Genomic DNA, 24,166 nt, shown 5'->3' with positions numbered 1-24,166 from the left:
AAGGCCGCATGAGCTGCGGCTTTTTCTTCTGTTCATGTCGATCGAGGAAGGTCGAACGAGAGCAGTTGGCATCCAGTGGAGGAAGACTTCTATGCAGCTATTATCAGCAAAGTTATCGAGAGAGAAACGATCCATCCTTGCTGCTTTATTCATTATCATTCTTTACTTGTCACCACTTTATCTCTTAGGTGACAACGCTACGATTCGTGTTCATGATAATTTGGATTCGAATTTGGCATGGTATAAGGTTCTCATTCAAAGTAACGAACTGTTTGTTCCCCTCCAAGCGGTCGTTCCACAGGTCATCAATGGATTGCCTCGAGGCGCTTATGGAACCGAATTCAGCGGAATCGTGTGGCTGCATGCGCTGTTTCCAACAATGGTCGCGTATGCGCTTAGCCAGGCCGTAACGAGGGTTGTCGCGTTCTTCGGAATGCATTTGTTATTAATGAAGCATTTCGTACAGAGCAAGAGAGCAACGTACATCCGTGTTGGAGTGGCTCTTGCATTCGCCTTAACTCCTTTTTGGCCTTCGGGGATGTTAAGTACTTTGGGTCAACCCTTGGCGCTTTGGGCATTCATGAACATACGCAAACGCGAAGCTTCCTGGAGAGAGTGGGCGGTACTTACATTACTTCCTCTATACTCGAGCTTCGTATTAGGCTTTTTCTTCTTTTTAACAGCAATGGGATGCCTCTGGTTATATGACCTCATCAAGAAGCGAGATTGGAATCTCAAATTTCTTGGCAGCATCGCATTCATGACGCTCATTTATCTGGCGATTGAGTATAGGCTGGTCTTCGGACTGGTCATTTCCAGCATACCGAATAGTCGGTTGGAGTTTGTGAACGCTACGGAAAGCATCTGGCGATGCATCGAACTTGCATGTGTGAACTTCATCTTTGGACACGGCCACGTATTAACGATGCATACCCTGGTTATTTTGCCGATTCTGTTCATCGTCTTCAACATTGTAATCAAACGCAAAGGACGGCAAGAGAATAAACGGTTTTTAATCTTACTCGCGCTTAACCTTCTATTATCGGTTTGGTATGCCTTTTGGTACTACAAAGGGTGGGAGCCTTTAAAAGAACGATTCAGCTTACTGGATACCTTTAATTTCGCACGGTTTCATTTTCTGCGTCCGCTGATCATCTATCTAGGGTTCGCAATTGGACTTCATATCTTATGGAAAATGGGGCCGAAATGGCAGAAGTGGGTGCGCATCAGCCTTGTTCTGCAGCTCATCGTTCTATTCGCGAGCAATGACGAGATCGTCTATCGGGTCTATGGCGAACCTACGGTCAAACAGTTCTATGCGGTCGACCAGTTCAAAGCCATTAAAGATTACATTGGCCTGCCGCAGAACTCGTACCGAGTAGCCAGTATCGGGCTGCATCCTGCAATCGCTCAATATAACGGTTTCTATACACTGGATACCTACAACAACTACTATCCTCTCGCTTATAAACACGAGTTTCGGCAAATTATCGCGAAGGAATTGGATAAAAACCCGTCATTAAAAACGTACTTTGATGATTGGGGCGGCCGGTGCTATCTGTTCGTGAGCGAACTGGGAAAGAATTATGAATTCAAGAAAAACTCGACGGTGCAAATCCACCATCTGGAGCTGAATATGGACGTATTTAAGCATATGGGTGGTAGATATATAATCTCGGCTGTGCCCGTATTGAATGCCAGCGAAGATGGACTGCAATTATTGAAAACCTTTGATAATGCGGATTCAGCATGGAGAATTTATCTATATGAAGCAAAGTAAACAATCTTGAGCTGACTTAAGAATTTATTAATTATTTTGAGATAGCATTAGTTGACAATTTGATCAAATCAACGAAAGTATGCCTCCGCAGGAAGGAAGTGTGCAGATGAATAAGCCCGCTCTAGCCATCGTAGTCCCATGTTATAACGAGAGAGACGTGCTGCACGAAACAGCAAAACAGCTCAAAGAAGTGCTGAATGCACTTATTAGTGAAGGTCTCATTTCACCAAATAGTAAGATTGTTTTCGTCGATGATGGAAGTCGAGACGAGACCTGGCGATTGATCGAAGAAGAGAAGAGTGGAAGCGAGCACATCTCAGGAGTCAAGCTTTCCCGTAACTTCGGTCATCAAGGGGCGCTCCTAGCAGGGATCCATTCGGCGAAGCTCTGGTATGATTGCATTATTACTATCGATGCAGACTTACAAGATGATATCCATGTGATTCGTGATTTCATCATTCAATATCAGAATGGTGCAGAGATTGTATATGGGGTACGCAAGAGCAGGTCAACAGATTCCTTTTTCAAGCGAGCAACGGCTCAGGCTTACTACAAATTCATGCGCAAGCTTGGGATTGATCTCATTTACAACCATGCCGATTTCAGGTTGATGAGCAAGCGTGCCGTTCGCGTACTTGAGGATTTTGAAGAACGCAATATGTTTCTTCGCGGGATTGTGCCCATGTTAGGTTTTAAGAGCGAGGTTGTTTATTACGATCGTAAGGAGCGCTTCGCAGGAGAGACCAAATATCCGCTTAAGAAAATGATGGCCTTCGCCTTCAATGGTCTCACATCCTTCAGTATTGTGCCTATTCGAATCGTGTCGCTCATTGGGGTGTTGTCATTCTGTCTAAGCTTCCTTACAGGCGTGTATGCAGTGGTTCAGAAGCTGCTTGGGCATACCGAGTCAGGCTGGACATCCATTATCATCTCCGTTTGGATCATAGGCGGACTCATGCTAATGAGTGTGGGGCTTATCGGTGAGTATATTGGCAAGATCTATTGGGAGACGAAACGTCGGCCGGCATATATCATCGAGACGGATCTTACAGATGATGATCAAGAATCCTAGAGGGCTGCTTGAGAAGCCGTTTATCCGATATTTAATCATTGGGGTATTCAATACACTGATCGGACTTAGTGTCACATATGGAACTCTTCATCTGCTCGCTTTTTCCTATTGGGGATCTACATTTACAGGAAACTCGGTAGGAGCAATTGTTAGCTACACGCTGAACAGGAAGTTTACCTTTAATAATCGGGGTAGAATCTTCCGAACCTTCTTGCTATTTGTACTTGCGATTCTGTTCTGCTACGTTTCTTCTTATTATATTGGTCTCAAGCTTGTGCAGCTGGCAGGGATGATGCAATTCATGCACCTAAGCAGCAACGCTGCCAAGGATATCGCTGTGATAATCAGCACAGGGTTATATACCGTAATGAATTATTTCGGACAGAAACTTATTGTGTTCAGGGAAACGGAGAATCGATATGAAGCTTCGAATTAAGCAGGGGTTACCGATTCTGTACTTATTATTATCCGTAATCGCGATTGTGTTGATGTTCCCCAGAGAAACGTACAATGATCCAGATACATTCTGGCATATTGAACTTGGCAACTATATGCTCAAACACCATACGGTACTCCATCACGCCATTCACACGTTTTATAATGACAAGCTTCCTTATGTACCTCATGAGTTCGGATTCCAATTAATTGTTGCTGTGCTGTATGATACCTTCGGCTGGCAAGGCACTTACTTGTTAACTGGCGTTTGTTTGTTCCTGCTTATTCTTGGTTTGTACAGGCTAACCCGGATTTCCCGTAAGGAATTAGGACTCGAAGAGCATCACATCTTGCTATTCGTCCTTGTCTTGATCGTGTCGATCTGTGTATTTTATTTCTATTTCAAAACTCGGCCGCAGATCATTTCTTCATGTATGATCGTGTGGTTCTTCGTGTATTTGAGGGAGTTCAATCTCTCTTTGTCCAAGCGATACGCGTATGCGATGGTTGCCATATCCATAGGTATCGCTAATATTCACGCTGGTGTTTGGCTGGTCATTGCGGTATTCACCGCAATGGCTTTGGCGGAGTCCACATTTGAACGAAGCTTAAGTAAATTCAAGCTATGGACATACCTGGCCATCATAGCGGTTGGATTCATTAATGTGGGCGGAACCGATAATATCCTGTACATATTCACCGTTACGAAGCACCACTTTAATCTAATGATAAACGAGTGGCAGCCTGTCAATTTTGCAAGCCCAACAGAGCCTAGAACGATACTTCTGCTCGTATTTGCCATGTTATTGCCATTCGGCATCCACCGTAAAGCATTTCGCTTCATGCTAATGCTCGGCATTCTGTTTCTCGGGGTGTCTTCGTACAAGCAGAATTTATTCATGTGGCTATTCGTTCCTTATTTTGCGGGTACGGTTGTAGATCTCATTCCATATCATCAGAATTTTAAAGTTCCGTTCAAGAAGGCTTGGTTAATCTGGGGGTTACTCCTCGGACTGTCGGCGAATCTGGTTGTTAATTATCTCTGGCCGCCAACCATAGACAATAAAAAATATCCTGTCGACGAAATGAGCTATGTGATGTCGCAGACTGCAGTGGGTGTACGACCTAAAGTGCTTGCGCCATATGGCAGTTCGGGCTATGTCATGTCACATGGGGCAGATGTACTCTGCGATGGCAGACAGGATCCCTTTGTCACCGACGCTTCTAAGGGAGTATTCGGTTACACGGCATTCGAGCGTTCCATGAAAGGATTTTCCGAGCTGTTGCCGGATATCGTTCAGTACGATAAACCCGACTATGTGATCGTTCGGAAGAATGTCTCTAATCGCATGTATCAGAGCTGGTGCACAGCTTTCGGTAATCCTGTTTTCCAAGGCAAGTATGGGGATGTGTTTCGAATTAAAAAGGTGCAGCAAAGCAGTTAATACATTTTTAAGAAATGGTTCATTAATAATTTAGAACCCTTGAGTATGCTTATTTCAGCACGATGGATCTTACTTATTGAGGTGAGCATCAACATGTCGATCCGATTCAAATTATTGTTATCTTATGCGGCAATGCTTATCATTCCGCTTATCTTAATCCTACTCATCACATCGTTGTTACTCGTCTCTTTACGAGGGAATATGACTTCGGTGAGGGGGGCATATGAGTCAACGGAAAATAGGTTTGACCATGATGTGGTCGAGCATGTAGCAAAGGGGATATGGCGTTCCATTCAACGTGATCCAGAGCTGTGGATAGATCGACCGTATTTGGATGAAATGACGACGGAACTTCATAAGAATGATGCCGGCTTAGTTATACGGGAGAATAATACGCTCATTTATCATTCTGACATCTTCAATCAATTGACTGACCTTGCTTCCATTTTGCCGCCTTACAAAGGACCTGGTGTCGTTACACATGATATTCTTCGTAAATCCGGAAATGTGGATTATGAGATCATGCAGTTTGACTCGCGAAATGAAAAGCAGAGAAACACCTTATTCATCGTTCTGAAGATCAATCCCATTGTCTATTTCATTCATCGATATTTCACAGTTATGTTCTTTGCCTTGCTCATCATCTTAATTGGGACACATGTGCTTCTTACCACTTACATGTCAAAGAATATTATTAAACCGCTTCAGGCTCTTCGGGATGCAGCTCGCGAGATCAAAGAAGGTCGATTGGACTTCAAACTCGGTGTAGCACGCAAAGATGAAATCGGGCAGTTGAGTACCGCATTCGAAGAGATGCGTTCAAGGCTGCAGGACTCACTTGAAGTTCAGAAGCAATATGAGACAAACCGTAAAGAGTTAATCGCAAGCATTTCTCATGATTTGCGAACGCCACTTACTGCTATTCGTGGTTATGTCGATGGAATCATCGAAGGGGTAGCAGATACGCCTGAGAAGAATCGCAAATATATGCAGACAATTGCCATTAAGGCAGATGAACTGGACCACCTCATCAATGAATTGTTCTTATATTCCAAACTAGATCTGAATAGGCTGCCATTCCAATTTGAAACGGTCCACTTACGGCCTTTTCTCCAGGATTGGACGGAGGAGCTTATGTTCGAGCTGGGGAAGAAGGGAATTGCTCTCCGTACGGAGATTCATATCTCGCCGGATATTCTCGTTACAATGGACAGAGACCATTTCAGGCGTGTACTAAACAATATTATTCAGAATAGCGAACGCTATATGGACAAACCCGCTCCGACTATTCAGATTGCTGCAAATCAAGTCGATGAGTCAGTCGTTATAGAACTAACAGATAACGGATCAGGCATTGAACCGAATGCACTTCAGCATATATTCGAACGCTTCTATCGCGTGGATGAATCACGCAATACGAATACAGGCGGCAGCGGACTTGGACTCGCTATCGCGAAACAAATCATGGAGGGCCATGGAGGCAGAATTGACGCGAGAAGTCAGTTATTCGAAGGAACGACAATTATATTAACAATTCCCATTAAGCAAGGGAGTACAGGTGAATGAAAGCCATTTTAATAATTGAAGATGATCAAACCATCTTTGAGCGAGACGTGAAGGCATTGATAGATAAACGGAGTGTACTCGTAGATGAAATGGAGACGATATTAACCACCAAAGAGTTTGATTACTAAAGAAGTCTGATCTAGATCAGATTTCTTTTTTATTATCGGGGACAAGCTGGTTAAGAAAAAGTTAAGAAACGGTTTATGCTCCGTTTAGGATTTGGTACTACACTATCTAAGTTGTGTTCATGATATTCATTATTCGAAGGGAGCGTATTAAAGGTTATGTTGCACTATGTAGATGCGGTTATACAAGGTATCGTAGAGGGTCTGACCGAATTTTTGCCTGTCTCATCAACAGGTCATTTAATTCTTACCGGCAAATTACTCGGGTTCACGGGGGAGAAAGCAGATACGTTCGAGATCATCATTCAACTTGGTGCAATTCTCGCGGTAGCGGTTATTTACTGGCGCCGAATTCTTAATCTGCTCGGAGTTATGCGCATGAACCCGGATACAGGGAGTCCGAACGCTCCGCAATCGGAGCATAAATTGAATCTGCTGCATGTCATTATCGCTTGCTTCCCAGCGATGTTGCTTGGATTGATCTTGCACTCCTTCATTAAAGACTATCTGTTCTCACCGTATACCGTTCTGATTGGTCTCTTGCTTGGCGGTGTGTTCATGCTGATCGGTCAGCGTAATCAGACGGCTGTCCAAGCCGAAGGTGTGGACCAAATCACGTATAAGCAGGCGTTCCAGATCGGTTTGTTTCAATGTTTGGCTTTGTGGCCTGGTTTTTCTCGTTCAGGCGCAACGATAGCAGGTGGTCTGTTGACGGGAATCAGCTATAGAGCTGCGACGAATTTCTCGTTCTTAATTGCGATTCCAATGATGTTCGCTGCAAGTGGTTACGAGCTGCTGAAGAGTTACGATACGCTGACTGCATCAGATGCAGGCTACTTTATTACTGGCTTTATCGTTGCATTTGTAGTTGCGCTGCTTGCCGTCATTACATTCTTAAAGTTGCTCGAGAAACTGAAGCTTGCACCATTTGCCTATTACCGGTTCGTGCTTGCTGCAATCTTCCTCGTGTACTTAGTTATTAACGGTTAATCGGAAAGAGGTGGATTCGATGTCAAAACAACAAACAAGATTGAAAGACGTGTCCAAAACTATATTTGCTAAGGTACCGGAAATCACTCTGTTCTTCTGGATTACGAAGCTATTAACAACGGGAATGGGCGAAGTTGCATCCGATTATCTATTCGAGAAGCTGAATCCGATATTCTCGGTTCCTGTCAGTCTCATCATCTTTATTGTTGCGATGATAATGCAGTTCAAGGTTCGCAAGTATGTGGCTGGGATATACTGGCTCGTTGTCATCATGGTCAGTATCTTCGGGACTACCGCAGCTGATGCCATCCGAGTAGGTCTAGGCATCCCATATATCGCATCGACCTTATTCTTTGTTGCCGCGCTCGCTGCTATTCTCATCACTTGGTATGTGAAGGAAAAGACTCTCTCCGTTCATAGTATCCATACAAGAAGAAGAGAAGTATTCTATTGGTTAACCGTTGTAACCACTTTCGCGCTCGGTACTGCGGCTGGTGATATGACAGCTAACAGTATGAATCTCGGTTATCTATCATCGGGTATTATGTTCTCTGTCATTTTACTACTCCCTGCTATTGGGTACTGGTTCTTCGGTTTGAAAGAAATCGCAGCATTCTGGTTCGCTTATATTATGACGCGGCCTGTCGGTGCTTCATTCGCAGACTGGCTGTCGGCAGCTCATAGCAGCGGAGGACTTGGATATAGCAAAGGCGTTGTTACCTTCGTATTAACGGTATTCATCGTTATCCTTGTTATCATGAAAGGCGGAAAGCCTGCAGAGAGTTCAGAGATCGAATCGAGATTGGCAAGCTAATAATAGCTGATAATAGCTGTTAGGCGGATTATAATTCGCTTAACAGCTATTTTTCTTGAAAGGGGCTCTGCTGCTTTCATTCCTTAAATTTTTAATGTAGTTATAGAAACCTAACAACGTGAAGACTGGTAACGAATATTGTAGTAACGAATCACCTTGCACAAGAATGGAGGATGAGCATGTCCCGTCGTGTGAGCAGCAAATGGAAGAAAACTGCTGCGCTCTTGAAGGATAGCAACTTATCGGATTATGTTCCCGAAACGGTTCGTATGAGCAACGTATCGCTGAGAACCTTATTGAAGAAGTATGAGATGGTTTATATTAAGCCAGTCGCAGGTTCGTTTGGTATTGGTGTCATGCGCGTAAAACGAACAGAAGAGGGGTATCAGTTCCAAGTCAAAGAGCGAGTGCGTTCCTTCAAAGATTTCGATAACATGTACCGTTCCATTCTAAAGAACACAAACAAGAAAAATTACCTCGTACAGAAAGGCATTCATTTGCTTAAGCACAATGGAAGACGCTTCGATCTTAGAGTGATGGCACAATACGCTCCTAACCGTCGTTGGGAGACGACTGGTATCATTGGCAGAGTTGCCGCTAAGAACAAAATCGTAACCAATTTCCACAGTGGGGGTACAATCGTCACTGCTAATCGTTTGCTTTCAGGTCATACCGATGCTGTTGAAGAGAAATTAACTTCACTCTCGAAACTGGGAGTGACGGCAGGGAAAGCGATGCAGAGAGCATTCCCGGGTGTCTATGTAATTGGGCTTGATGTTGCCCTCGATAAATCACTCCGGCCATGGATATTAGAAGTGAACACGAGTCCGGATCCGTATATCTTCCGCAAACATCCGAAGAAATCGATGTTTAGAAAAATAATGCGATATGCAAAATCATATCCGAAATCGAGAGCCTGATTGATCAGGCTCTTTACTTTTGTCGTCACTTAAGAAAATGTTAAGAATCTCTTCAGAACAGGTTTAGGAATTCAGTCTACATTAGGATTAGTCATTCTCTAGGTATGTATACAGGAGTAAAAGGAGTGTTCGAGTTTTTATGCATCAGTTCATCGAATGGATATCCAATTTGGCGATCCAGCTTATCCATGCACTGGGTATCACGGGAATCTTCATCGGAATGATTCTTGAGAGCGCCTGTATCCCGATACCGAGTGAAGTTATCATGCTTAGTGGTGGAGCAGCAGTATCTACAGGTTCAATGACATATGCCGAAGTCGTACTCGCAGGAGTTGCAGGCAATGTTGTCGGTTCCGTCATTGCTTACTATATCGGGGCGTTTGGAGGAAGAACGCTGCTCGAACGCTATGGCAAATATGTATTATTTAATGCCGCACATTTCGAACAGTCTCAACGATGGTTTGAGCGTTATGGTCAGAGTACCGTATTCTTCGCAAGAAATTTACCATTTATTCGAACTTTTATCTCATTGCCCGCCGGTATCGCAAGGATGCCTTTCATGAAGTTTTTATTGTTCTCCTTGTTAGGTTGTATCCCCTGGAATATGGCACTTGCATATGCAGGGCTAAAACTCGGCGCGAATGCAGATTCAATCGAAACGTACCTTCATCCGATTAGCTACGCTCTTGCAGGAGCAGCAGTTTTGTTGCTCGTATACTGGTTATTGCGGAAGAGGAGGAGAGAGGCTTAATGATTCCTGCGGTGCCGAACGTCTCCATCGCTGATCTTATCGTCCAGCAGGCAGAGTATCGTTATACGCCACCAAGTTCACCAGTGTTGGAAATTCTGATCAAGAACCCGGATAACCCGATAGTGCGAACCGATTGTTCCGTTCAGATCAATAAAGCCATTGATACTTCGCAGAATGCACTTGTTTATCAGAAACAAGGTGACAAGATGCAGCATGCTAATATGACATTGCCTCCCGGCAAGGTGATGAAACTAACGTTCCACCAGGTTCCTACCTTACGCCAAGGGGAGTATATCGTGGATATACAGTTATCCAGTCCATTTGCGAATGAGCAACACCGAGTATCGTTAAACTTCGCTTCAAATGCGGCTCCTTCGCACGCGAAGGCAAAGCAGTCAAGCCTAGATATCGATAAATGGGTCATGCCGGTTCTAATATTTCTTGTCATGCTCTTCATGGTAGGGAAAAAGAAGATGCATACTAATAATCAACGACGCCGTTCGTAAATACGCTACCCATCACGAGGAGTGACCTATCATTTTTAATATTCCGCTGCTTACTGCGTTAATAGCTATTGTCGCTGCTCAAACGTTGAAGATACCGATCAATCTACTGACTAAGCGGACGTTGGATCTGAAAATTGCCGTTAGCACGGGTGGCATGCCTAGCTCGCATTCTGCTGCCGTTTGTTCCCTTGCAGCTTCAATCGGATTGGCGGATGGATTTCATTCCAGCATGTTTGCGCTTGCTGTACTATTCAGTGTGATCACGATGTATGATGCGATGGGCATCCGCAGACATGCGGGTACGCATGCGACCATATTGAACCGAATTATTCGTTTATTCCCGGCTCATTCCAAAGAGCTGCAAGAAGAAGGAACGCTGAAAGAAATGCTCGGGCATCGTCCCATTGAAGTATGTGCAGGTGCCGTTCTTGGCGTTGTGATTGGTCTATTGATGAACTAATTATTAGAACGATTTGAGGAGTCTTATGAACCATTTAAAAAGTTTCATCGTTGCAATATCGCTCTCCGCATTACTGGCAGGGTGCTCTGAAGCACCTGCAAGCGTAAGTACAGTACAATCGACACCGGCGAATTCGGCCGAGACGGATGTAGAATTAGCTGCAGTTAAGACGGCGAGGTTTCCGAATATTCCGGTTAAGCACATCGTGGTCGTCATTGAAGAGAATCACGCATACAAACAGATCGTAAACAGCTCGAATGCTCCATTTATGAACAAGTTGATAAAGCAAGGCGCATTATTTACGAATGCCTACGCAATTACGCATCCATCTCAACCTAACTACATGGCTTTGTTCTCTGGCTCCTCGCAAGGAGTAAAGGACGATTCTTGCAAGAAGCCGTTTCAATCAGACAATTTGGGACATCAGTTGTTGAAGTCGAATCTGACGTTCGCCGGATACTCAGAAGATTTACCTCGAGTTGGATTTACGGGCTGCACCTACAAAGGATATGGCCGCAAGCATAATCCATGGGTCCAATTCACGAATATTCCTGCGAAGCTAAACCAACCTTTTACCGCATTCCCGCAACAGTTTGATAAACTGCCAACGGTATCCTTCGTCATTCCCAATCATCAAGATGATATGCATGATGGAACAGTCAAGCAGGCAGACGATTGGTTGAAGGGGAATTTGAGCGCTTACGCAGACTGGGCCATGAAGCATCAGAGCTTGCTCATCCTCACTTGGGATGAAGATGACTTTTCGAAGAAGAATCAGATCCCCGTTATTATGGTTGGTTCCATGATCAAGCCAGGCAAATACAACGAGCGTATCAATCACTACAATGTGTTGCGAACGATTGAAGACCTCTACGGACTGTCTCGTTCAGGAGCGAGTCGCAATTCAGCGCCGATTACAAGTGTTTGGAAGTAATTGCAGGTATTCGAACTGGAGGGCGATAATATGGCTGAAGTATTGAAAGTAAGCGGGTTAACGAAACGAATGGATCAATGAACCATCGTGGAGGATATCTCATTCTCGGTGCAAAAAGGAGAGATCTTCGGCCTGCTAGGACCGAATGGTGCAGGGAAGACAACGACCATTCGGATGCTTGTCGGGCTTGCTAAGCCTACTACCGGATCTATACATATCTGCGGACACGATATGCAGACAGCAAGGCGATTAGCTATGCAAGAAATCGGAACGATTGTCGAGAACCCCGAATTATACCCTTACTTATCGGGATTAGAGAATTTGAACGAATGGTCTAGATCCTAGCGGTATTCGTGAATTTCGCGATTTGTTATTGAAATTGACCAAACAAGGCAAGAGCATCCTCATCTCGAGTCATCTGCTTACAGAGCTAGAGATGATATGTGATCGGGTAGGTGTCATTGATCGTGGAAAATGGGTCACGACAGCAACGCTTGCGGATTTGCGCAGCGGATCGATGAATGACCGTTTAACACTAGAAGTAAACGCACCTGAGGAAGCAATTCGCATCTTAAAATCAGCCCATCCGGATCTTCAGCTTTTCAGAGGGGAAGGGAATGAAATCGACATCCTTGAATTCGATGAAATTCTGAATCATGTCCTCTCCACGCTCATTCAGAACAACGTTGAAATCCATAATATCGAGCGCAAGAAACAGACATTGGAAGATGTTTTCTTGCAAATCCCCAACGATTAAGCAATTTCAGATGCCCTTCAATAATCGCGATAGGGGTGCGGAATTCATGGGAAGCATCCTCGACAAACTGGCTTTGCCGCTTGAAGGATCGCTCGAGTTCATCCATCATCTCATTAAAGATGGCTGACAATCGCGCGAGCTCGTCGCCATTGTTTCGGTATTCTACGCGTTCACTTAATCCATTCTTTTGAATAGCTGTCATTGCGGTAGCTAATCGGTCCAATGGTCGGAGTAAGCGCCAAGCGACGAAAAATCCGCCAATCGCACTGACGGCAATGCCTACAATGCCGAGCGTGAGCATGAGTTGTTTCAATCGGTATTTCATTGCATCAATGTTTTCTAGATTACTGGCGAATTCCAAGTATCCGTTATAAGCTTCCGCATGAATGGGAGCTCGAATAACAAGAAAATGATCTTGACCGTGCGTATAACTGGTCAGTGTTTCAAGCTCTGAAGATCGGATGGGGACCCAATCAGCGGGAAGGTTGTTGGTCAGCGCCATAACGACGTGTCCGCTGTGATCGAGAAGTCTGAACATCTGATTGGTTTGAACAAAGCGTTCCATGAATCTTTTACTTTCCTCAAGTCGTTCCGTATCACCTCTTCATTATGTAGCCGACTCCGCGAATCGTTTGAATGTATTTATCGCCATCACCAAGCTTTTGTCTGACATAACGAATGTAGACGTCAACAATATTCGTTTCAACGCCTGTCTCGAAGCCCCAGACAAGGTCCAGCAGCTGATCGCGGCTTAATACGTTATTCGCGTTTCGAATAAGCACGAAAAGCAAGTCGAACTCCCGCTTGGTAAGCGGAATCTCCTGGCGTCATTGTCTGCATTCTGATTGCCGGCGTTATCTTCTTGTTCTTGATCGTCCGCTTGTTCGCCATCGCCATCCGATTGCTCTTGATCATCAGCATACTCACCGTCACCATCTGATTGTTCCTGAGCCGGAGTTGTCGCTGTATTCGGCGCTGCTGTTTTATCCGCGGAAGCATATGCGTGCAACCAGGTCCCGGAACCAGCTGCGATAACAGTCAACAGAGCTGCAGCCAAAATCCATTTTCTTTTCACTTTGTATTCCTCCTCAAACGAAGTGTCTTGTCTTAGACACCCTTACTATAGCATTCGTACATGAGAAGGTAGTGTGAGTAAAATTAGAATTTGATGAGAAAATCAAAGCGGAGCATGAAGCAGTCGAAAGGAGAAATGCGTATGTTCGAAATCAAACAGCTCGCTAAACGGCCATTTCACATGAACAAAACGGATGATAAGTACCTTTTATCCAATATTAGCGCTGAGGTTGTAAGAGGAGAGTGGATTTCGTTACTCGGTGCGTCAGGGCAAGGAAAGAGTACGTTGCTGCGTATGTTCTCCTTACTCCATTCACCAGATGAAGGGGACATGTTGTTGGAAGGCATTTCATTTCGCAACCAACATCCTCGATTCTGGCGAAAACAGATCTGCTATGTAGCGCAGCAAGCTGTCATGCTGACAGGAACCGTAGAGGATAATCTTAAGGTGCCGAGTCAGCTTCATCAACTTACATATGATTCTCAGTTAGCAAAACGGCTGCTAGCTGCAGCGAAGCTCTCTGATGTTGATTTGAAGAAAGATGCTCGCGAGCTATCCGGTGGCCAAATGCAGAGAATAGCACTGATTCGATCGCTGATGCTGCGTCCAACCGTGCTTTTGCTTGATGAAGTCACCTCATCATTGGATGTCACGAATACGTTAGCCATAGAGGAGCTCTTGAAAGACTGGCATCGAAATGAAGGTACGATCATGATTGGAATAACGCATGATCTCAAACAAGCGGAGCGGGTCAGCACGCGAACTTGGTTCTTGGCAGAAGGGACGATTCTAGAAGACGCACCGGCTAAACAGTTCTTCATATCCCCATCCACAGAAGCAGCAAGTCAGTTCATCATTAGCGGGCAAGCTGAGGTGCTTGCGACATGACCCTATTCACATTGAGTTTTACATTGCTGTTCGTATTCGCTACGATGATGATTTCCTATTGGCAGAAGCTCGGGCTGGAGAAGGAGATCGCAATCGGTACAATCCGATCTGCGGTACAGCTACTGTTGATCGGCTATGTGCTTCAATATGTTTTTCAAACGGAGAATTACGTTATTCTCGTGGTCATTATTTGCGTTATGATCGGAGTCGCTTCATGGAATGCAGCTAAGCGTGGAGGCGGCATGCACGGCGTTGTGTGGCGAATAGCCATTTCTATTTCCGTAATGGAAGTCCTAATGATGGGCATGCTTCTTGGTCTACATCTCATAAAAGCAACACCGCAATATATTATCCCCCTTAGCGGAATGACGATCGGTAATGCTATGGTTGTCGCCGGATTGTTTATGAATCAACTTAAGCGAGAGGCTGTTTCTTCAAGAGGGGAAATTGAAGCGCTGTTATCACTAGGGGCAAGCGCTCAACAAGCCTTGCATCAAGTACGGAAGCGGATTGTTAAGTTCAGCATGATCCCTACCATAGACGGCATGAAAACCGTTGGCCTTGTACAGCTTCCAGGCATGATGACGGGGATGATTGTTGCAGGAGCCTCACCGGTGGAGGCAGTGAGGTACCAAATCTTAATCGTATTCTCGTTTACGGGATCTGCAGCAATAACGAGCATTCTGCTTAGTGTGCTGTGTTACAAATTGGTGTTTACGAAGGACTTGCAAGTCGTGGTTTTTCAAGATTCCTAAATTAGAAGAAGTGGTGAGGAATCATGCTCCAGCATCTCGGAGAGTTAATATTTGGCAGACATAGAACGGCCGCCTACTTTGCGTAGTTGGCTGTTTTTTTTGTATTTTTAATGCATTCCCACGTTCATCGCTTGTGGAAGAGCGGCTAAATTATATTTCCCCCGTGTTTTAATATTATCCAATTGACAACCGGACCACGGTCCAGTTATATTGTTATCAAGCGGACCGTGGTCCACTAATGAACTCGAATAACAGAGTCCGAGTTCCACGATTGCCAATTAGATTAGAGGAGGAACTAAAATGTCCAATCATCAACAGCAAGCCAATCATAAAAAAATCGGTGTAGGTATTATCGGAGCAAGTCCGTCCAACCCAGGGTGGGCTGTCGCAGCGCACATCCCGGCGGTTCAAGCCTTGCCGGGCTTCCGACTGGTTGCGGTGAGCACGAGCAACCGCGAATCCGCGGATGCCGCTGCCGAAGCGTTCGGCGTTCCCGGATTCGATAATTACCAGGAACTGATTCAGCATCCTGAAGTAGACCTTGTCGTGATCGCTATTAATATGCAATACCATTACGATATCGCTCTAGCTGCTATCGAAGCAGGTAAAATGGTATACAGCGAATGGCCGCTTGGCATGTCCACGGAGCAGGCGCAGGACTTGGCAAACCGTGCCAAGGAGGCAGGCGTTCGGACGTTTATCGGCTTGCAGGCGCGCTACTCTCCGGCAATCCAACACGCCCGAGATTTGATCGCACAAGGCTATATCGGCAACGTACTCGCAACTACTTTATCTGGGACTGGCTTGATCTGGGAGCCCGTCACAATCCGAAAATTCGCTTATACGTACGACGTGAACGCCGGCGCGACCATGTTAGCGTCTGCGGGACTTCATGCCATCGACGGGCTGAATTACGTGCTCGGCGATTACGATAACGTGTCCGCGAAGCTTGAAGTTCGTCACCCTGAGGTCCAAATAGCGGATGATGGGACGACGCTCAAAGTGACGGCTCCGGATCATATGGCCATAATCGGCACGCTTGAAAGTGGCGTGTTGGCGACGACCTTATATCGCAGCGGAACTTCGCGTGACTTCGACTTGCGTTGGGAGATCATCGGCACGGACGGAGAACTTGTCATCACCGCCGATTTCAACGGAAATATGCAAAATACCGAATTGAAATTGAAGGGCGGCAAAGGCGAAGACAAGACGCTCACTGAGATCGTCATTCCCAGCCAATATACCGAAGATATCAAAGCGATTCCAGAAGGACCGGCGAGATCAAGCAACATCGGGAAATTTTACGCGAGCTTGGCTAAAGATGTTCGCGAAGGCACGAATGAAACGCCGGACTTCGCGCATGCAGTCAAACGCCACCTGTTATATGACACGATCATGACGGCTTCCCGTACCGGGGTCGAGCAAAAAGTGAATCAATACCACATTAATTCGTAAAGGCCAAGCCTGCTTAAACGGTTCGTGCGCCGTGGAGCACCAAGAAATAAAAAACTAAACGAGGAGAGTTAATGACGTGGGCGACCGGATTTCGAAAGCGAATATGTTGTTATTGATTTTAGTTTGTCTTGCGCAATTTTTGGAAGTCATGAATTCATCCACGGTAACCGTGGCGTTACCGGCTATTCAATCGGCGCTGCATATGAATGCAAATAATTTACAGTGGATCGTCACGGCTTATGTCCTCACCTTCGCTTGTTTTCTGCTTATCGGCGGACGTGCGAGCGACTTGATCGGGAGGAAACGCGTGTTAACGCTCGGTTTAGCGATTTTCGCGATTGCTGCGCTCGCCGGCGGATTCGCGATGAATCCGGTTTGGCTCATTGCGAGCAGGGCGATTCAAGGGATCGGCGCTGCGTTGTCCATTCCCGCGGCCATGTCGCTCATTAGCACGTCGATTCCCGAAGGCGCGCAACGGAATAAAGCTTTTGCCATCTTCGGCGCGCTGGGTTCGGGCGGTTTCGCGGCGGGGTCAATCGTTGGCGGGCTGCTGACGGACTCGCTCGGCTGGCGCTCCTTGTTTTTCTTGAACGTCCCGCTCGGGGTTGCGATCATACTCGGGTTAGTGTTTGTCAAAGAACGGCCGATGGAGCAAAAGAACAAGCAATCCATTGATTTGCCCGGCGCAATTGCCGTGCTGTCAGGCATATTCGTTCTCGTATACGGGTTGTCCATGCCTGATGTCGACGGCAGTTGGTCGACCGCGAAAATCACGACCTTAATCGCCGGAGCCCTTATTCTGGTCGGATTCGTCTTCATCGAGAAATACGCCAAAAACCCGCTCATGCCGCTCCGGTTGTTCCGTATCGGTTCGCTAGTATCGTCGAATATTATCGGATTCTTAATGTATTCCTTCATGACCGCATTTATTTATTTCTCGACGCTGTATTTCCATGCGCTTGGCTATTCTTCATTAATAACGGGCTTGGCTTTCCTGCCGCTCGGATTATCGTCCGTTCTAGCCACCCAAATCACGCCTTACTTCATGCGTATATTCGGAGCGAAAATGTTGTTGATTGTTTCGCAGCTCGTTAATGCACTCGGCATGTTCTGGTTAAGCACCATGTCCATGGACAGCGCCTATGCCGCATTTATTTTACCGGTCTTCGTTCTATTAGGTCTCTCGACGGCAGCCGGATTTACGGCAATCATCGTAGGTTCCGTGCGGGATGTGCGAATCGAGGAGCACGGCGTCGCAGGCGGTATCGTAAATACGTTCCTGCAGCTAGGAGGCAGCCTTGGATTGTCCATTCTGGCTACGATCGCGAGCTCGGTGACCGCTTCGGCAACCGATCCGTCGTCCAACGAAGCGATGCTGTCGGGATTTCATACGGCATTAGTCGTAGGCGGCTGCTTCGCATTATTCGCGTTGTTCTTGGCCTTGCCAGGCATGAGAAAGAAAAAGGCAGCGTTGCAGCAAGCTTAACAAATTATGCAGCACACCGAGGAGGAACCGACATGAATTCGAGCGCGACAAAAGAAAGAGTGCTGGAAGCATTTCATTTTAGACATGCAACGAAAGCATTTGACCCAACCCGAAAAATATCCGAAAATGATTTCCGGTTTATCCTGGAAACAGGGAGATTATCGCCTAGTTCCAACGGTCTTGAGGCGTGGAAATTTCTAGTCGTCCAAAATTCGGAACTTCGGGAAGAGCTTCGGCCGTTCGCTTACGGCGCGTACAATCAACTGCCTACAGCGAGTCACATGGTCGTTATTCTTGCTCGTAAAGGACTTATCCCGGAATCCCCTTATATTTATGAACAGCTGACGAAGGTTAAAAAATATCCGGCTGAGATGGTGCGAAACAACGTGGGAGCATGGCACGAATTCTTCGATTCGTTCCATCTCGATAACGAACGAGCGAGAACAGCCTGGGCTTCCAAGCAAACCTACATCGCGCTAGGGAACATGATGACTTCCGCGGCGATGATCGGAATCGATTCTTGTCCGATCGAAGGCTTCGTGCCAGATAGAGTTAACGAAATTTTGGAAAAACGAGGATTGCTCGGAGACGATGAGTATGAAGTAAGCGTGATGGTCGCTTTCGGTTATCGGGCAAAAGAACCGCGTGATAAAACAAGAAGAACGATGGAGCAAGTATCCGAATGGATATAGAAGACGTTTTGCCGAGCTTTTACACTTGATGCCAAAATTAAAATCGATGGCAATGTATTTACCGGTGGGGAAGCATTCGCAGAATGCAATTTGGAGGGAGCTTAGGTTCCGCCACAAAAGATGGGCTTATTAAACGTGGAGAGGGGATATCGCATTGACTAAGAATGATTATCAAGGATAACATAGGGGTGGGATTCTTTAGAACGGAGTAACAGATGGATGGATAAACTATGGTATTTGTCGCGAATCGGACTATTTGAAGCATTGCCTGAGGAAGATTTGGAAGAACTGGATCGGATGACGCCTATGACTCATTCTGATTTCTTGCCCAAACTTACGATCGTTCAATCTCCTGGAGAAGAAATAGATGGCTTGTCCTTCGTTAAGAAAGGCAAACAAGTATATGAAAAGGAGAATCACGCATGTCGGAAGCAACAATGAAAGCTGCCATTTTGGAGCAATTCAAAGCGCCATTCACCATCAGGGAAACACCGCGGCCTACTCCGCAAAAAGGGGAGGTGCTTGTGAGAATCAAAGCAAGCGGCGTGAATCCGCTCGATCTGAAAACTAAGGAAGGCGTAGCTGCGCACACCAAGACAACAACGCCCGCAATTCTGGGGATTGATATGGCGGGGGTCGTCGAAGAAGTTGGAGCTGATGTTACCGATTTCAAGCCTGGAGATGCCGTTTACGGCATGACCGGCGGCGTTGGCGGTGTACAAGGCTCATTAGCGGAATATGCAGCAGTGGATGCTGCGCTGCTTGCTAAAATGCCGGAAAGCATGTCGATGCGAGACGCGGCTGCATTGCCGTTGATCGCCATTACCGCATGGGAAGCCCTTATTGATCAAGCCAAGATCCAGTCCGGGCAAACAGTGCTCATACACGGCGGAGCTGGCGGGGTCGGTCATATTGCGATCCAGCTTGCAAAGCAGCGAGGCGCTAACGTTTTCGCGACGGGATCTGGGGCAAGTCAGACCGTCATTAAGAATCTAGGCGCGACGCCAATCGATTATACGGACACATCGGTTGATGACTATGTACAGAAGCATACTGGAGGGGAAGGCTTCGATGTTGTATTGGATACCGTTGGTGGTGCGACATTGGATGATTCATTCCGTGCCGTAAAGAAATATACGGGTCACGCGGTCAGTATATTAGGCTGGGGCACTCATAGTCTCGCGCCGCTTTCTTTCCGTGCGGGAACGTATTCGGGGGTATTTACCCTCATGCCATTGCTAACCGGAGAAGGGCGTGCGCATCACGGCGAGATTCTCCGTGAAATCGCGGCATTATATAGCCAAGGCTTGTTAAAACCGATTCTGAATCAACGGATATTTACGTTAGACGAAATCGAGGACGCCCATCGAAGTATGGGTGAGAAACAAGTCGGTAAGGTCGTAGTGAATATCGAGTAATGTGCTAATTTCTGAAGTGCTGCCCGTTCATATGTAAGGGCAGCACTTTGTTTATTATTGGGTATAGTTTTGATTTTGGGGTGAGAAGCTATTGTCGTTCGATGATGTGAGGTGTAGACATATTGGATGATGTTCTAGCTAAGGATCGAAAAATTAGCCAGCGGTTGGCGGAGAACGAACGGATTCTGAGGAGCTTGTTCAATAATTGTTTCGATATCACATTCCGGCCGTTCTTTCCGTCCGACGCTCCAGCGGCATTGCTTGTTTATATCGCTGGTCTGGCTGACACGGACAAGATAAATAATGAACTGTTTCGTCCCGACACTCCCAGTCAGTGGAACAGCTTATTTACGGATATTCATTTATCAACGGTTGCCTCAAGCGATACAACGGAGTCCATACAGGAAGCGGTTGAGGGGTTGCTTCAAGGACAATCCGTCTTATTTATGGAAGGACGTCCAGACTGCTATTTCCTAGACTTGAAGGCCAAGAATGGACGAACGATTCAGGAACCGGCATTCGAACAGACGATTCGCGGTCCCAGGGACAGCTTTACGGAACAGATCGAAGTCAATGTCATTCTAATTCGCAAAAGGATACAATCGACGAAACTCAAGCTAGAACCAATCACAGTCGGCTCAATATCGAGAACAAAGCTAATTATCGTTTATCTAGAGGGTATCGTTGATGAATTAGTCTTGAGTCAAGTCAAGGAACGGATTGCCCGCATTCGAACAACTGCTATTTTGGAATCTGGATACATAGAAGAAATGATCGAAGACGTCTCATTTTCTCCATTTCCGCAAATGCAAGTTACGGAGCGGCCTGATATCGTAAGCGCAAATTTGTTCGAAGGCAAGGTTGCCGTACTAACGGACGGGACTCCTAATGCGCTTATCGTTCCGATGACCTTCTGGACGACCTTTCAATCGGCAGAGGATTATTATGAGCGATTTATTTTCGCTTCCCTTATGAGATGGACAAGGTTGATTCTGTTCGCGATCTCCCTGTATCTGCCCTCGCTATTTGTGGCTATCACGACTTTTCATTCCCAGTTGATGCCGACTAACTTTCTATTCAGTCTCACCGCTGCACGGGAAGGAGTACCTTTTCCTAGCGTCATTGAAGCACTGTTGATTGAATTTATGTTTGAAGGGCTTCGAGAAGCGGGTATTCGCTTGCCTAAGGCAACAGGTTCCGCGGTTAGCATCGTTGGCGCTCTGGTTATCGGTCAAGCCGCAGTTCAAGCCGGAATCGTATCCGCTCCGATGGTTATTGTCGTTTCCATGACAGGAATTGCTTCTTTTGCTATTCCTCGGTACAACATGAGCATAGCATTCCGAATATTGAAGTTTCCAATGCTTATTCTTTCGGGCATGTTTGGATTGTACGGAGTTACCATGGGTACAATCGCGCTGCTTGTTCATCTGGCCCGACTGGAAACGTTCGGTGTGCCATATCTGTCGCCAGTCTCACCTTTGCGTCCTGAAGGAATAAAAGAGGTGTTTATTAGACCGCCAAAGCTCGAATCCAAACGGTTTCGAAACCTATTTGCAAGGCTCAGGGGGAAGATAGGTGATGAAGCGTAAAGCAAAAAAAACGTTCATTATCATGCTCATATTCGTCTCCTTGCTGTGCGGATGCTGGGATCGCAAAGAATTGAATGATCAACTATTTGATTTGGCCGGCGGCATTGATTTGGACCGTGAAAAGCGTGAATGCTATCTCATCAGCGCTCAGATGTTAATCCCTGCGAAGGCGGCCGAAGGACAGGAGTCGTCGAAATCGGATTATTTCCTGGAAACGAGCCGAGGCAAAAATGTTTATGATGCAATCCAAGAGATGCAGAAGTATTTGTCCCGATCAATGACCCGCGCGCACAGGGGTAATCTTTTCATCGGGGAGGCGCTTGCTCGCGATGGAATATCCGAGATCTTGGATTCCTATACCCGCGATCCGAAAAGCCGGATCCGGACTGATTTATGGATTGTTAAAGACGGCACGGCGCTCGAGATAATGAAGATCAAGTACCCTCTTGAGAAAATGCCCGCAATGGCTCCGATTAAGATTCATCAAGCAGCCGGAGGTGAAGTGGGGACTTCCTTGGTGGAGTATCTGATCGCTTCCAGAGGGGAAGGAAGCTACCCCACGCTTCCGGTTGTGAAGATGGTGATCAAGCCAGAGCTCGGCATACCGACGATGACCTTCTATGGGCGCGCCGTGTTCAGTCATGGTCATAAACTGCTCGGATACTTAGATTACGACGAATCGCACAACAGAGGGTGGATCGTAGGATTAATCGATAGCTCTGTTCTAACAGTCGAAGCCCCTGGTCCGGTAACCGGGTTTATTTCAAATCCAAAGAGTAAAATGCAAACCACGCTGTTAAAGTCAGGAAGCGTCAAGACAGAGATTACGATTAAAGGGCAAATCACTGTGAAGGAGAACGATTCGCCCCTTGATTTGACTGATGAATCGAATCTTATGCAATTGCAGCGACTCTTCAATCAAGAGATCAATAAAGAAATGATGCAGCTCATTCATAAGGTGCAGAAAACGCTCAAAGCGGATGTGCTCGGCATCGGAGAAACCGTATATCGGCAGCATCCCCATTACTGGAAAAGGAACAGAGATAAATGGGATTCCAATTTCGTGGATTCCGAAATCATCATCCATCCAAAACTTGAAATTAAACGGATCGGACTGCAAGGATCACCGGTGCACGTAAAATGAAAGTTGGGGTCAGCATGAAGCTTTCGACGAATCAATTATTTTGGCTGATAACAATAATGGAAATCGGCATGACTGCTTTATTGACGATTAGCGACGCCTTTAAGAAGAGCGGACAAGCCGCTTGGATGTCCATTACCCTTGCCGTTATTTTAAGTCTCGGTGTAACCTACGTTGCGGCCAAACTCTCCGTCCTGTTTCCCGGTCAAACTTTTGCCGAGTTTGCTCCTGTTATTGCTGGAAAATGGTTCGGCAATTTGCTATTAGGATCATATCTCGCGGTATGGTTTGCCGTAGGAGGGATCATTCTTCGGGAGTATTCGGATTTCGTGAATATGTCTTTGTTTTCTAAAACGCCGACTTGGGCGGTGATGCTCATGATGATTGCCGTCATGCTCTTCTGCGTTACAGGGGGAATTCAAACCTTAGGTCGTTGCAGCGAGATTATCGGCCCTTTCATCGTTGGGACGATTCTGTTGATTACCGTATTCTTGTCTAAAGACTTCCATCTATTTAGGTTAACTCCACTGGTGCCTATGCAAGGACTTGTTGGAATTACTCAAGGAAGCATTAGCGTGTTCTCATTCTTAGGGGAATCAGTGATGGTTCTCATGTTGATAGGGTTCGTCTCTCCAGGGCAGAGAACGATTACCGCAGCGACTGGCGGAGTTGCTATGGCAGGCATCCTACTCGTCGTGATGTCTCTTAGCATTTGCATGGTCCTTGGTCCTGTATTGCCGGCATACTTAATTTATCCGGTCTATTCGGTCGTACAATATGTATCGGTTATGGAGTTTATTCAGAATATTGATGTACTGGCTGTCATCGTTGTGATTCTCAGCATCTTCATTAAATTGTCTCTGTACTTGTTCATAACCAGTTATGGAACAGCCAAACTGTTCCGAATTTCGAAATGGAAGCGTATGGTTGGGGTGGCAGCCGCGATTTTTTTCCTCATTGCCATGGCACCGAGAAACTTGGTGGAATCGCAAGTAAAATTCCCGGTATTCTGGAAAGAATTCGTACTGCCGATCTTCATTGTCGGAATTCCACTGCTTTTGCTTATCGTTGGCTTGTTGAGAAAGTCGAGAGGCAAGCTTTCAGCGCCTTGA

At 46.1% G+C, this 24,166-nt stretch carries 27 protein-coding genes and 2 pseudogenes; 25 read left to right on the top strand and 4 right to left on the bottom strand.

Annotated features, from left to right (window positions below; all coding sequences use genetic code 11):
* Positions 1–91 precede the first annotated feature (91 nt).
* From A8990_RS05205 to A8990_RS32690, 15 genes are all read left to right on the top strand, one after another.
* Positions 92–1,780, top strand: coding sequence for a DUF6044 family protein (locus A8990_RS05205; RefSeq protein WP_116187962.1), 1,689 nt, complete (start codon positions 92–94; stop codon positions 1,778–1,780).
* Between the two features lie 106 nt (positions 1,781–1,886).
* Positions 1,887–2,852: a glycosyltransferase family 2 protein gene (locus A8990_RS05200; protein ID WP_116187961.1), complete on the top strand. Its 966-nt coding sequence runs from the start codon at positions 1,887–1,889 to the stop codon at positions 2,850–2,852.
* Positions 2,833–3,288: a GtrA family protein gene (locus A8990_RS05195; RefSeq protein ID WP_116187960.1), complete on the top strand. Its 456-nt coding sequence runs from the start codon at positions 2,833–2,835 to the stop codon at positions 3,286–3,288. Before A8990_RS05200 ends, A8990_RS05195 begins: the two co-directional genes overlap by 20 nt.
* Positions 3,272–4,732, top strand: coding sequence for a hypothetical protein (locus A8990_RS05190; RefSeq protein WP_116187959.1), 1,461 nt, complete (start codon positions 3,272–3,274; stop codon positions 4,730–4,732). The genes A8990_RS05195 and A8990_RS05190 overlap by 17 nt, the downstream gene beginning before the upstream one ends.
* A gap of 93 nt (positions 4,733–4,825) precedes the next feature.
* A complete protein-coding gene (locus A8990_RS05185) occupies positions 4,826–6,298 on the top strand; it encodes a sensor histidine kinase (protein ID WP_116187958.1) in 1,473 nt (490 codons plus the stop codon).
* Positions 6,295–6,426, top strand: coding sequence for a hypothetical protein (locus tag A8990_RS32450; RefSeq protein WP_281272482.1), 132 nt, complete (start codon positions 6,295–6,297; stop codon positions 6,424–6,426). Before A8990_RS05185 ends, A8990_RS32450 begins: the two co-directional genes overlap by 4 nt.
* Before the next feature lie 156 nt (positions 6,427–6,582).
* Complete coding sequence (gene bacA, locus A8990_RS05180) at positions 6,583–7,413, top strand: undecaprenyl-diphosphate phosphatase (protein WP_116187957.1); 831 nt, start codon at positions 6,583–6,585, stop codon at positions 7,411–7,413.
* Between the two features lie 19 nt (positions 7,414–7,432).
* Positions 7,433–8,227, top strand: a complete 795-nt coding sequence (locus A8990_RS05175) for a COG4705 family protein (RefSeq protein WP_116187956.1) — start codon at positions 7,433–7,435, stop codon at positions 8,225–8,227.
* A 191-nt stretch (positions 8,228–8,418) separates the two neighbouring features.
* Positions 8,419–9,147: a YheC/YheD family protein gene (locus tag A8990_RS05170; RefSeq protein WP_245995846.1), complete on the top strand. Its 729-nt coding sequence runs from the start codon at positions 8,419–8,421 to the stop codon at positions 9,145–9,147.
* A 139-nt stretch (positions 9,148–9,286) separates the two neighbouring features.
* Positions 9,287–9,898, top strand: coding sequence for a DedA family protein (locus tag A8990_RS05165; RefSeq protein WP_116187954.1), 612 nt, complete (start codon positions 9,287–9,289; stop codon positions 9,896–9,898).
* The gene (locus tag A8990_RS05160) at positions 9,898–10,404 is read left to right on the top strand and encodes a hypothetical protein (RefSeq protein WP_116187953.1); all 507 of its coding nucleotides are present in this window, start codon (positions 9,898–9,900) and stop codon (positions 10,402–10,404) included. The genes A8990_RS05165 and A8990_RS05160 overlap by 1 nt, the downstream gene beginning before the upstream one ends.
* A 28-nt stretch (positions 10,405–10,432) precedes the next feature.
* Positions 10,433–10,864: a divergent PAP2 family protein gene (locus A8990_RS05155; RefSeq protein WP_116187952.1), complete on the top strand. Its 432-nt coding sequence runs from the start codon at positions 10,433–10,435 to the stop codon at positions 10,862–10,864.
* Between the two features lie 25 nt (positions 10,865–10,889).
* On the top strand, positions 10,890–11,798 hold the full coding sequence (locus tag A8990_RS05150; RefSeq protein ID WP_116187951.1) for an alkaline phosphatase family protein: 909 nt from the start codon (positions 10,890–10,892) through the stop codon (positions 11,796–11,798).
* Between the two features lie 108 nt (positions 11,799–11,906).
* The gene (locus A8990_RS05145) at positions 11,907–12,143 is read left to right on the top strand and encodes an ATP-binding cassette domain-containing protein (protein ID WP_181909409.1); all 237 of its coding nucleotides are present in this window, start codon (positions 11,907–11,909) and stop codon (positions 12,141–12,143) included.
* A gap of 91 nt (positions 12,144–12,234) precedes the next feature.
* On the top strand, positions 12,235–12,555 hold the full coding sequence (locus A8990_RS32690) for an ATP-binding protein DrrA1-3 family domain-containing protein (protein ID WP_425463883.1): 321 nt from the start codon (positions 12,235–12,237) through the stop codon (positions 12,553–12,555).
* On the opposite strand, the gene A8990_RS32565 is transcribed toward A8990_RS32690, so the two are convergent.
* From A8990_RS32565 to A8990_RS32685, 4 genes and pseudogenes are all read right to left on the bottom strand, one after another.
* On the bottom strand, positions 12,470–12,661 hold the full coding sequence (locus A8990_RS32565; RefSeq protein WP_342772796.1) for a histidine kinase dimerization/phospho-acceptor domain-containing protein: 192 nt from the start codon (positions 12,659–12,661) through the stop codon (positions 12,470–12,472). The genes A8990_RS32690 and A8990_RS32565 overlap by 86 nt on opposite strands.
* Positions 12,659–13,129, bottom strand: a pseudogene (locus A8990_RS32560) (HAMP domain-containing protein); the annotation flags it as partial. The gene A8990_RS32565 and the pseudogene A8990_RS32560, both read right to left, overlap by 3 nt.
* Positions 13,130–13,151: 22 nt before the next feature.
* Positions 13,152–13,379 (bottom strand): annotated as a pseudogene (locus A8990_RS31975) (winged helix-turn-helix domain-containing protein); the annotation flags it as partial.
* Positions 13,315–13,491, bottom strand: coding sequence for a hypothetical protein (locus A8990_RS32685; protein ID WP_425463881.1), 177 nt, complete (start codon positions 13,489–13,491; stop codon positions 13,315–13,317). The pseudogene A8990_RS31975 and the gene A8990_RS32685, both read right to left, overlap by 65 nt.
* A 280-nt stretch (positions 13,492–13,771) precedes the next feature.
* On the opposite strand from A8990_RS32685, the gene A8990_RS05125 reads away from it, so the two are divergent.
* The 10 genes from A8990_RS05125 to A8990_RS05080 all read left to right on the top strand — a co-directional run bounded on the left by A8990_RS05125 (position 13,772) and on the right by A8990_RS05080 (position 24,166).
* Entirely contained in the window at positions 13,772–14,518 is a 747-nt protein-coding gene (locus A8990_RS05125; RefSeq protein ID WP_245995844.1) for an ABC transporter ATP-binding protein, read from the top strand.
* Entirely contained in the window at positions 14,515–15,273 is a 759-nt protein-coding gene (locus tag A8990_RS05120; RefSeq protein ID WP_116187946.1) for an ABC transporter permease, read from the top strand. The genes A8990_RS05125 and A8990_RS05120 overlap by 4 nt, the downstream gene beginning before the upstream one ends.
* Before the next feature lie 300 nt (positions 15,274–15,573).
* Complete coding sequence (locus A8990_RS05115; RefSeq protein ID WP_116187945.1) at positions 15,574–16,728, top strand: Gfo/Idh/MocA family protein; 1,155 nt, start codon at positions 15,574–15,576, stop codon at positions 16,726–16,728.
* A 76-nt stretch (positions 16,729–16,804) separates the two neighbouring features.
* Entirely contained in the window at positions 16,805–18,214 is a 1,410-nt protein-coding gene (locus A8990_RS05110) for an MFS transporter (RefSeq protein ID WP_116187944.1), read from the top strand.
* Positions 18,215–18,246: 32 nt separating this feature from the next.
* Entirely contained in the window at positions 18,247–18,906 is a 660-nt protein-coding gene (locus tag A8990_RS05105) for an NAD(P)H-dependent oxidoreductase (RefSeq protein WP_116187943.1), read from the top strand.
* 219 nt (positions 18,907–19,125) lie between these two features.
* The gene (locus tag A8990_RS05100; protein ID WP_116187942.1) at positions 19,126–19,347 is read left to right on the top strand and encodes a hypothetical protein; all 222 of its coding nucleotides are present in this window, start codon (positions 19,126–19,128) and stop codon (positions 19,345–19,347) included.
* Positions 19,329–20,324: a zinc-dependent alcohol dehydrogenase family protein gene (locus A8990_RS05095; protein WP_116187941.1), complete on the top strand. Its 996-nt coding sequence runs from the start codon at positions 19,329–19,331 to the stop codon at positions 20,322–20,324. Before A8990_RS05100 ends, A8990_RS05095 begins: the two co-directional genes overlap by 19 nt.
* A gap of 122 nt (positions 20,325–20,446) precedes the next feature.
* Positions 20,447–21,913 (top strand): spore germination protein, encoded by a 1,467-nt coding sequence (locus A8990_RS05090; protein ID WP_181909408.1) that lies wholly within the window; start codon positions 20,447–20,449, stop codon positions 21,911–21,913.
* The gene (locus A8990_RS05085) at positions 21,903–23,057 is read left to right on the top strand and encodes a Ger(x)C family spore germination protein (protein WP_116187939.1); all 1,155 of its coding nucleotides are present in this window, start codon (positions 21,903–21,905) and stop codon (positions 23,055–23,057) included. Before A8990_RS05090 ends, A8990_RS05085 begins: the two co-directional genes overlap by 11 nt.
* Positions 23,054–24,166, top strand: a complete 1,113-nt coding sequence (locus A8990_RS05080; protein WP_116187938.1) for a GerAB/ArcD/ProY family transporter — start codon at positions 23,054–23,056, stop codon at positions 24,164–24,166. The genes A8990_RS05085 and A8990_RS05080 overlap by 4 nt, the downstream gene beginning before the upstream one ends.

The sequence above is a fragment of the Paenibacillus taihuensis genome (assembly GCF_003386535.1).
Lineage (GTDB): Bacteria > Bacillota > Bacilli > Paenibacillales > Paenibacillaceae > Paenibacillus_Z > Paenibacillus_Z taihuensis.
The sequence above is the reverse complement of the archived record's forward strand: the minus strand, read 5'-3'. Positions and strand labels throughout refer to the sequence as shown.

Excerpts from the sequence above, each read along its gene's own strand:
- bacA (WP_116187957.1), top strand. The coding sequence starts at position 6,583 with ATGTTGCACTATGTAGATGCGGTTATACAAGGTATCGTAGAGGGTCTG.
- A8990_RS05185 (WP_116187958.1), top strand. The coding sequence starts at position 4,826 with ATGTCGATCCGATTCAAATTATTGTTATCTTATGCGGCAATGCTTATC.
- A8990_RS05115 (WP_116187945.1), top strand. The coding sequence starts at position 15,574 with ATGTCCAATCATCAACAGCAAGCCAATCATAAAAAAATCGGTGTAGGT.
- A8990_RS05120 (WP_116187946.1), top strand. The coding sequence starts at position 14,515 with ATGACCCTATTCACATTGAGTTTTACATTGCTGTTCGTATTCGCTACG.
- A8990_RS05080 (WP_116187938.1), top strand. The coding sequence starts at position 23,054 with ATGAAAGTTGGGGTCAGCATGAAGCTTTCGACGAATCAATTATTTTGG.
- A8990_RS32450 (WP_281272482.1), top strand. The coding sequence starts at position 6,295 with ATGAAAGCCATTTTAATAATTGAAGATGATCAAACCATCTTTGAGCGA.
- A8990_RS05150 (WP_116187951.1), top strand. The coding sequence starts at position 10,890 with ATGAACCATTTAAAAAGTTTCATCGTTGCAATATCGCTCTCCGCATTA.
- A8990_RS32685 (WP_425463881.1), bottom strand. The coding sequence starts at position 13,491 with ATGGTGACGGTGAGTATGCTGATGATCAAGAGCAATCGGATGGCGATG.
- A8990_RS05125 (WP_245995844.1), top strand. The coding sequence starts at position 13,772 with ATGTTCGAAATCAAACAGCTCGCTAAACGGCCATTTCACATGAACAAA.
- A8990_RS05105 (WP_116187943.1), top strand. The coding sequence starts at position 18,247 with ATGAATTCGAGCGCGACAAAAGAAAGAGTGCTGGAAGCATTTCATTTT.
- A8990_RS05085 (WP_116187939.1), top strand. The coding sequence starts at position 21,903 with ATGAAGCGTAAAGCAAAAAAAACGTTCATTATCATGCTCATATTCGTC.
- A8990_RS32690 (WP_425463883.1), top strand. The coding sequence starts at position 12,235 with ATGATATGTGATCGGGTAGGTGTCATTGATCGTGGAAAATGGGTCACG.
- A8990_RS05160 (WP_116187953.1), top strand. The coding sequence starts at position 9,898 with ATGATTCCTGCGGTGCCGAACGTCTCCATCGCTGATCTTATCGTCCAG.
- A8990_RS05205 (WP_116187962.1), top strand. The coding sequence starts at position 92 with ATGCAGCTATTATCAGCAAAGTTATCGAGAGAGAAACGATCCATCCTT.
- A8990_RS32565 (WP_342772796.1), bottom strand. The coding sequence starts at position 12,661 with ATGGATGAACTCGAGCGATCCTTCAAGCGGCAAAGCCAGTTTGTCGAG.
- A8990_RS05100 (WP_116187942.1), top strand. The coding sequence starts at position 19,126 with ATGGATAAACTATGGTATTTGTCGCGAATCGGACTATTTGAAGCATTG.
- A8990_RS05190 (WP_116187959.1), top strand. The coding sequence starts at position 3,272 with ATGAAGCTTCGAATTAAGCAGGGGTTACCGATTCTGTACTTATTATTA.
- A8990_RS05195 (WP_116187960.1), top strand. The coding sequence starts at position 2,833 with ATGATGATCAAGAATCCTAGAGGGCTGCTTGAGAAGCCGTTTATCCGA.
- A8990_RS05095 (WP_116187941.1), top strand. The coding sequence starts at position 19,329 with ATGTCGGAAGCAACAATGAAAGCTGCCATTTTGGAGCAATTCAAAGCG.
- A8990_RS05175 (WP_116187956.1), top strand. The coding sequence starts at position 7,433 with ATGTCAAAACAACAAACAAGATTGAAAGACGTGTCCAAAACTATATTT.
- A8990_RS05165 (WP_116187954.1), top strand. The coding sequence starts at position 9,287 with ATGCATCAGTTCATCGAATGGATATCCAATTTGGCGATCCAGCTTATC.
- A8990_RS05200 (WP_116187961.1), top strand. The coding sequence starts at position 1,887 with ATGAATAAGCCCGCTCTAGCCATCGTAGTCCCATGTTATAACGAGAGA.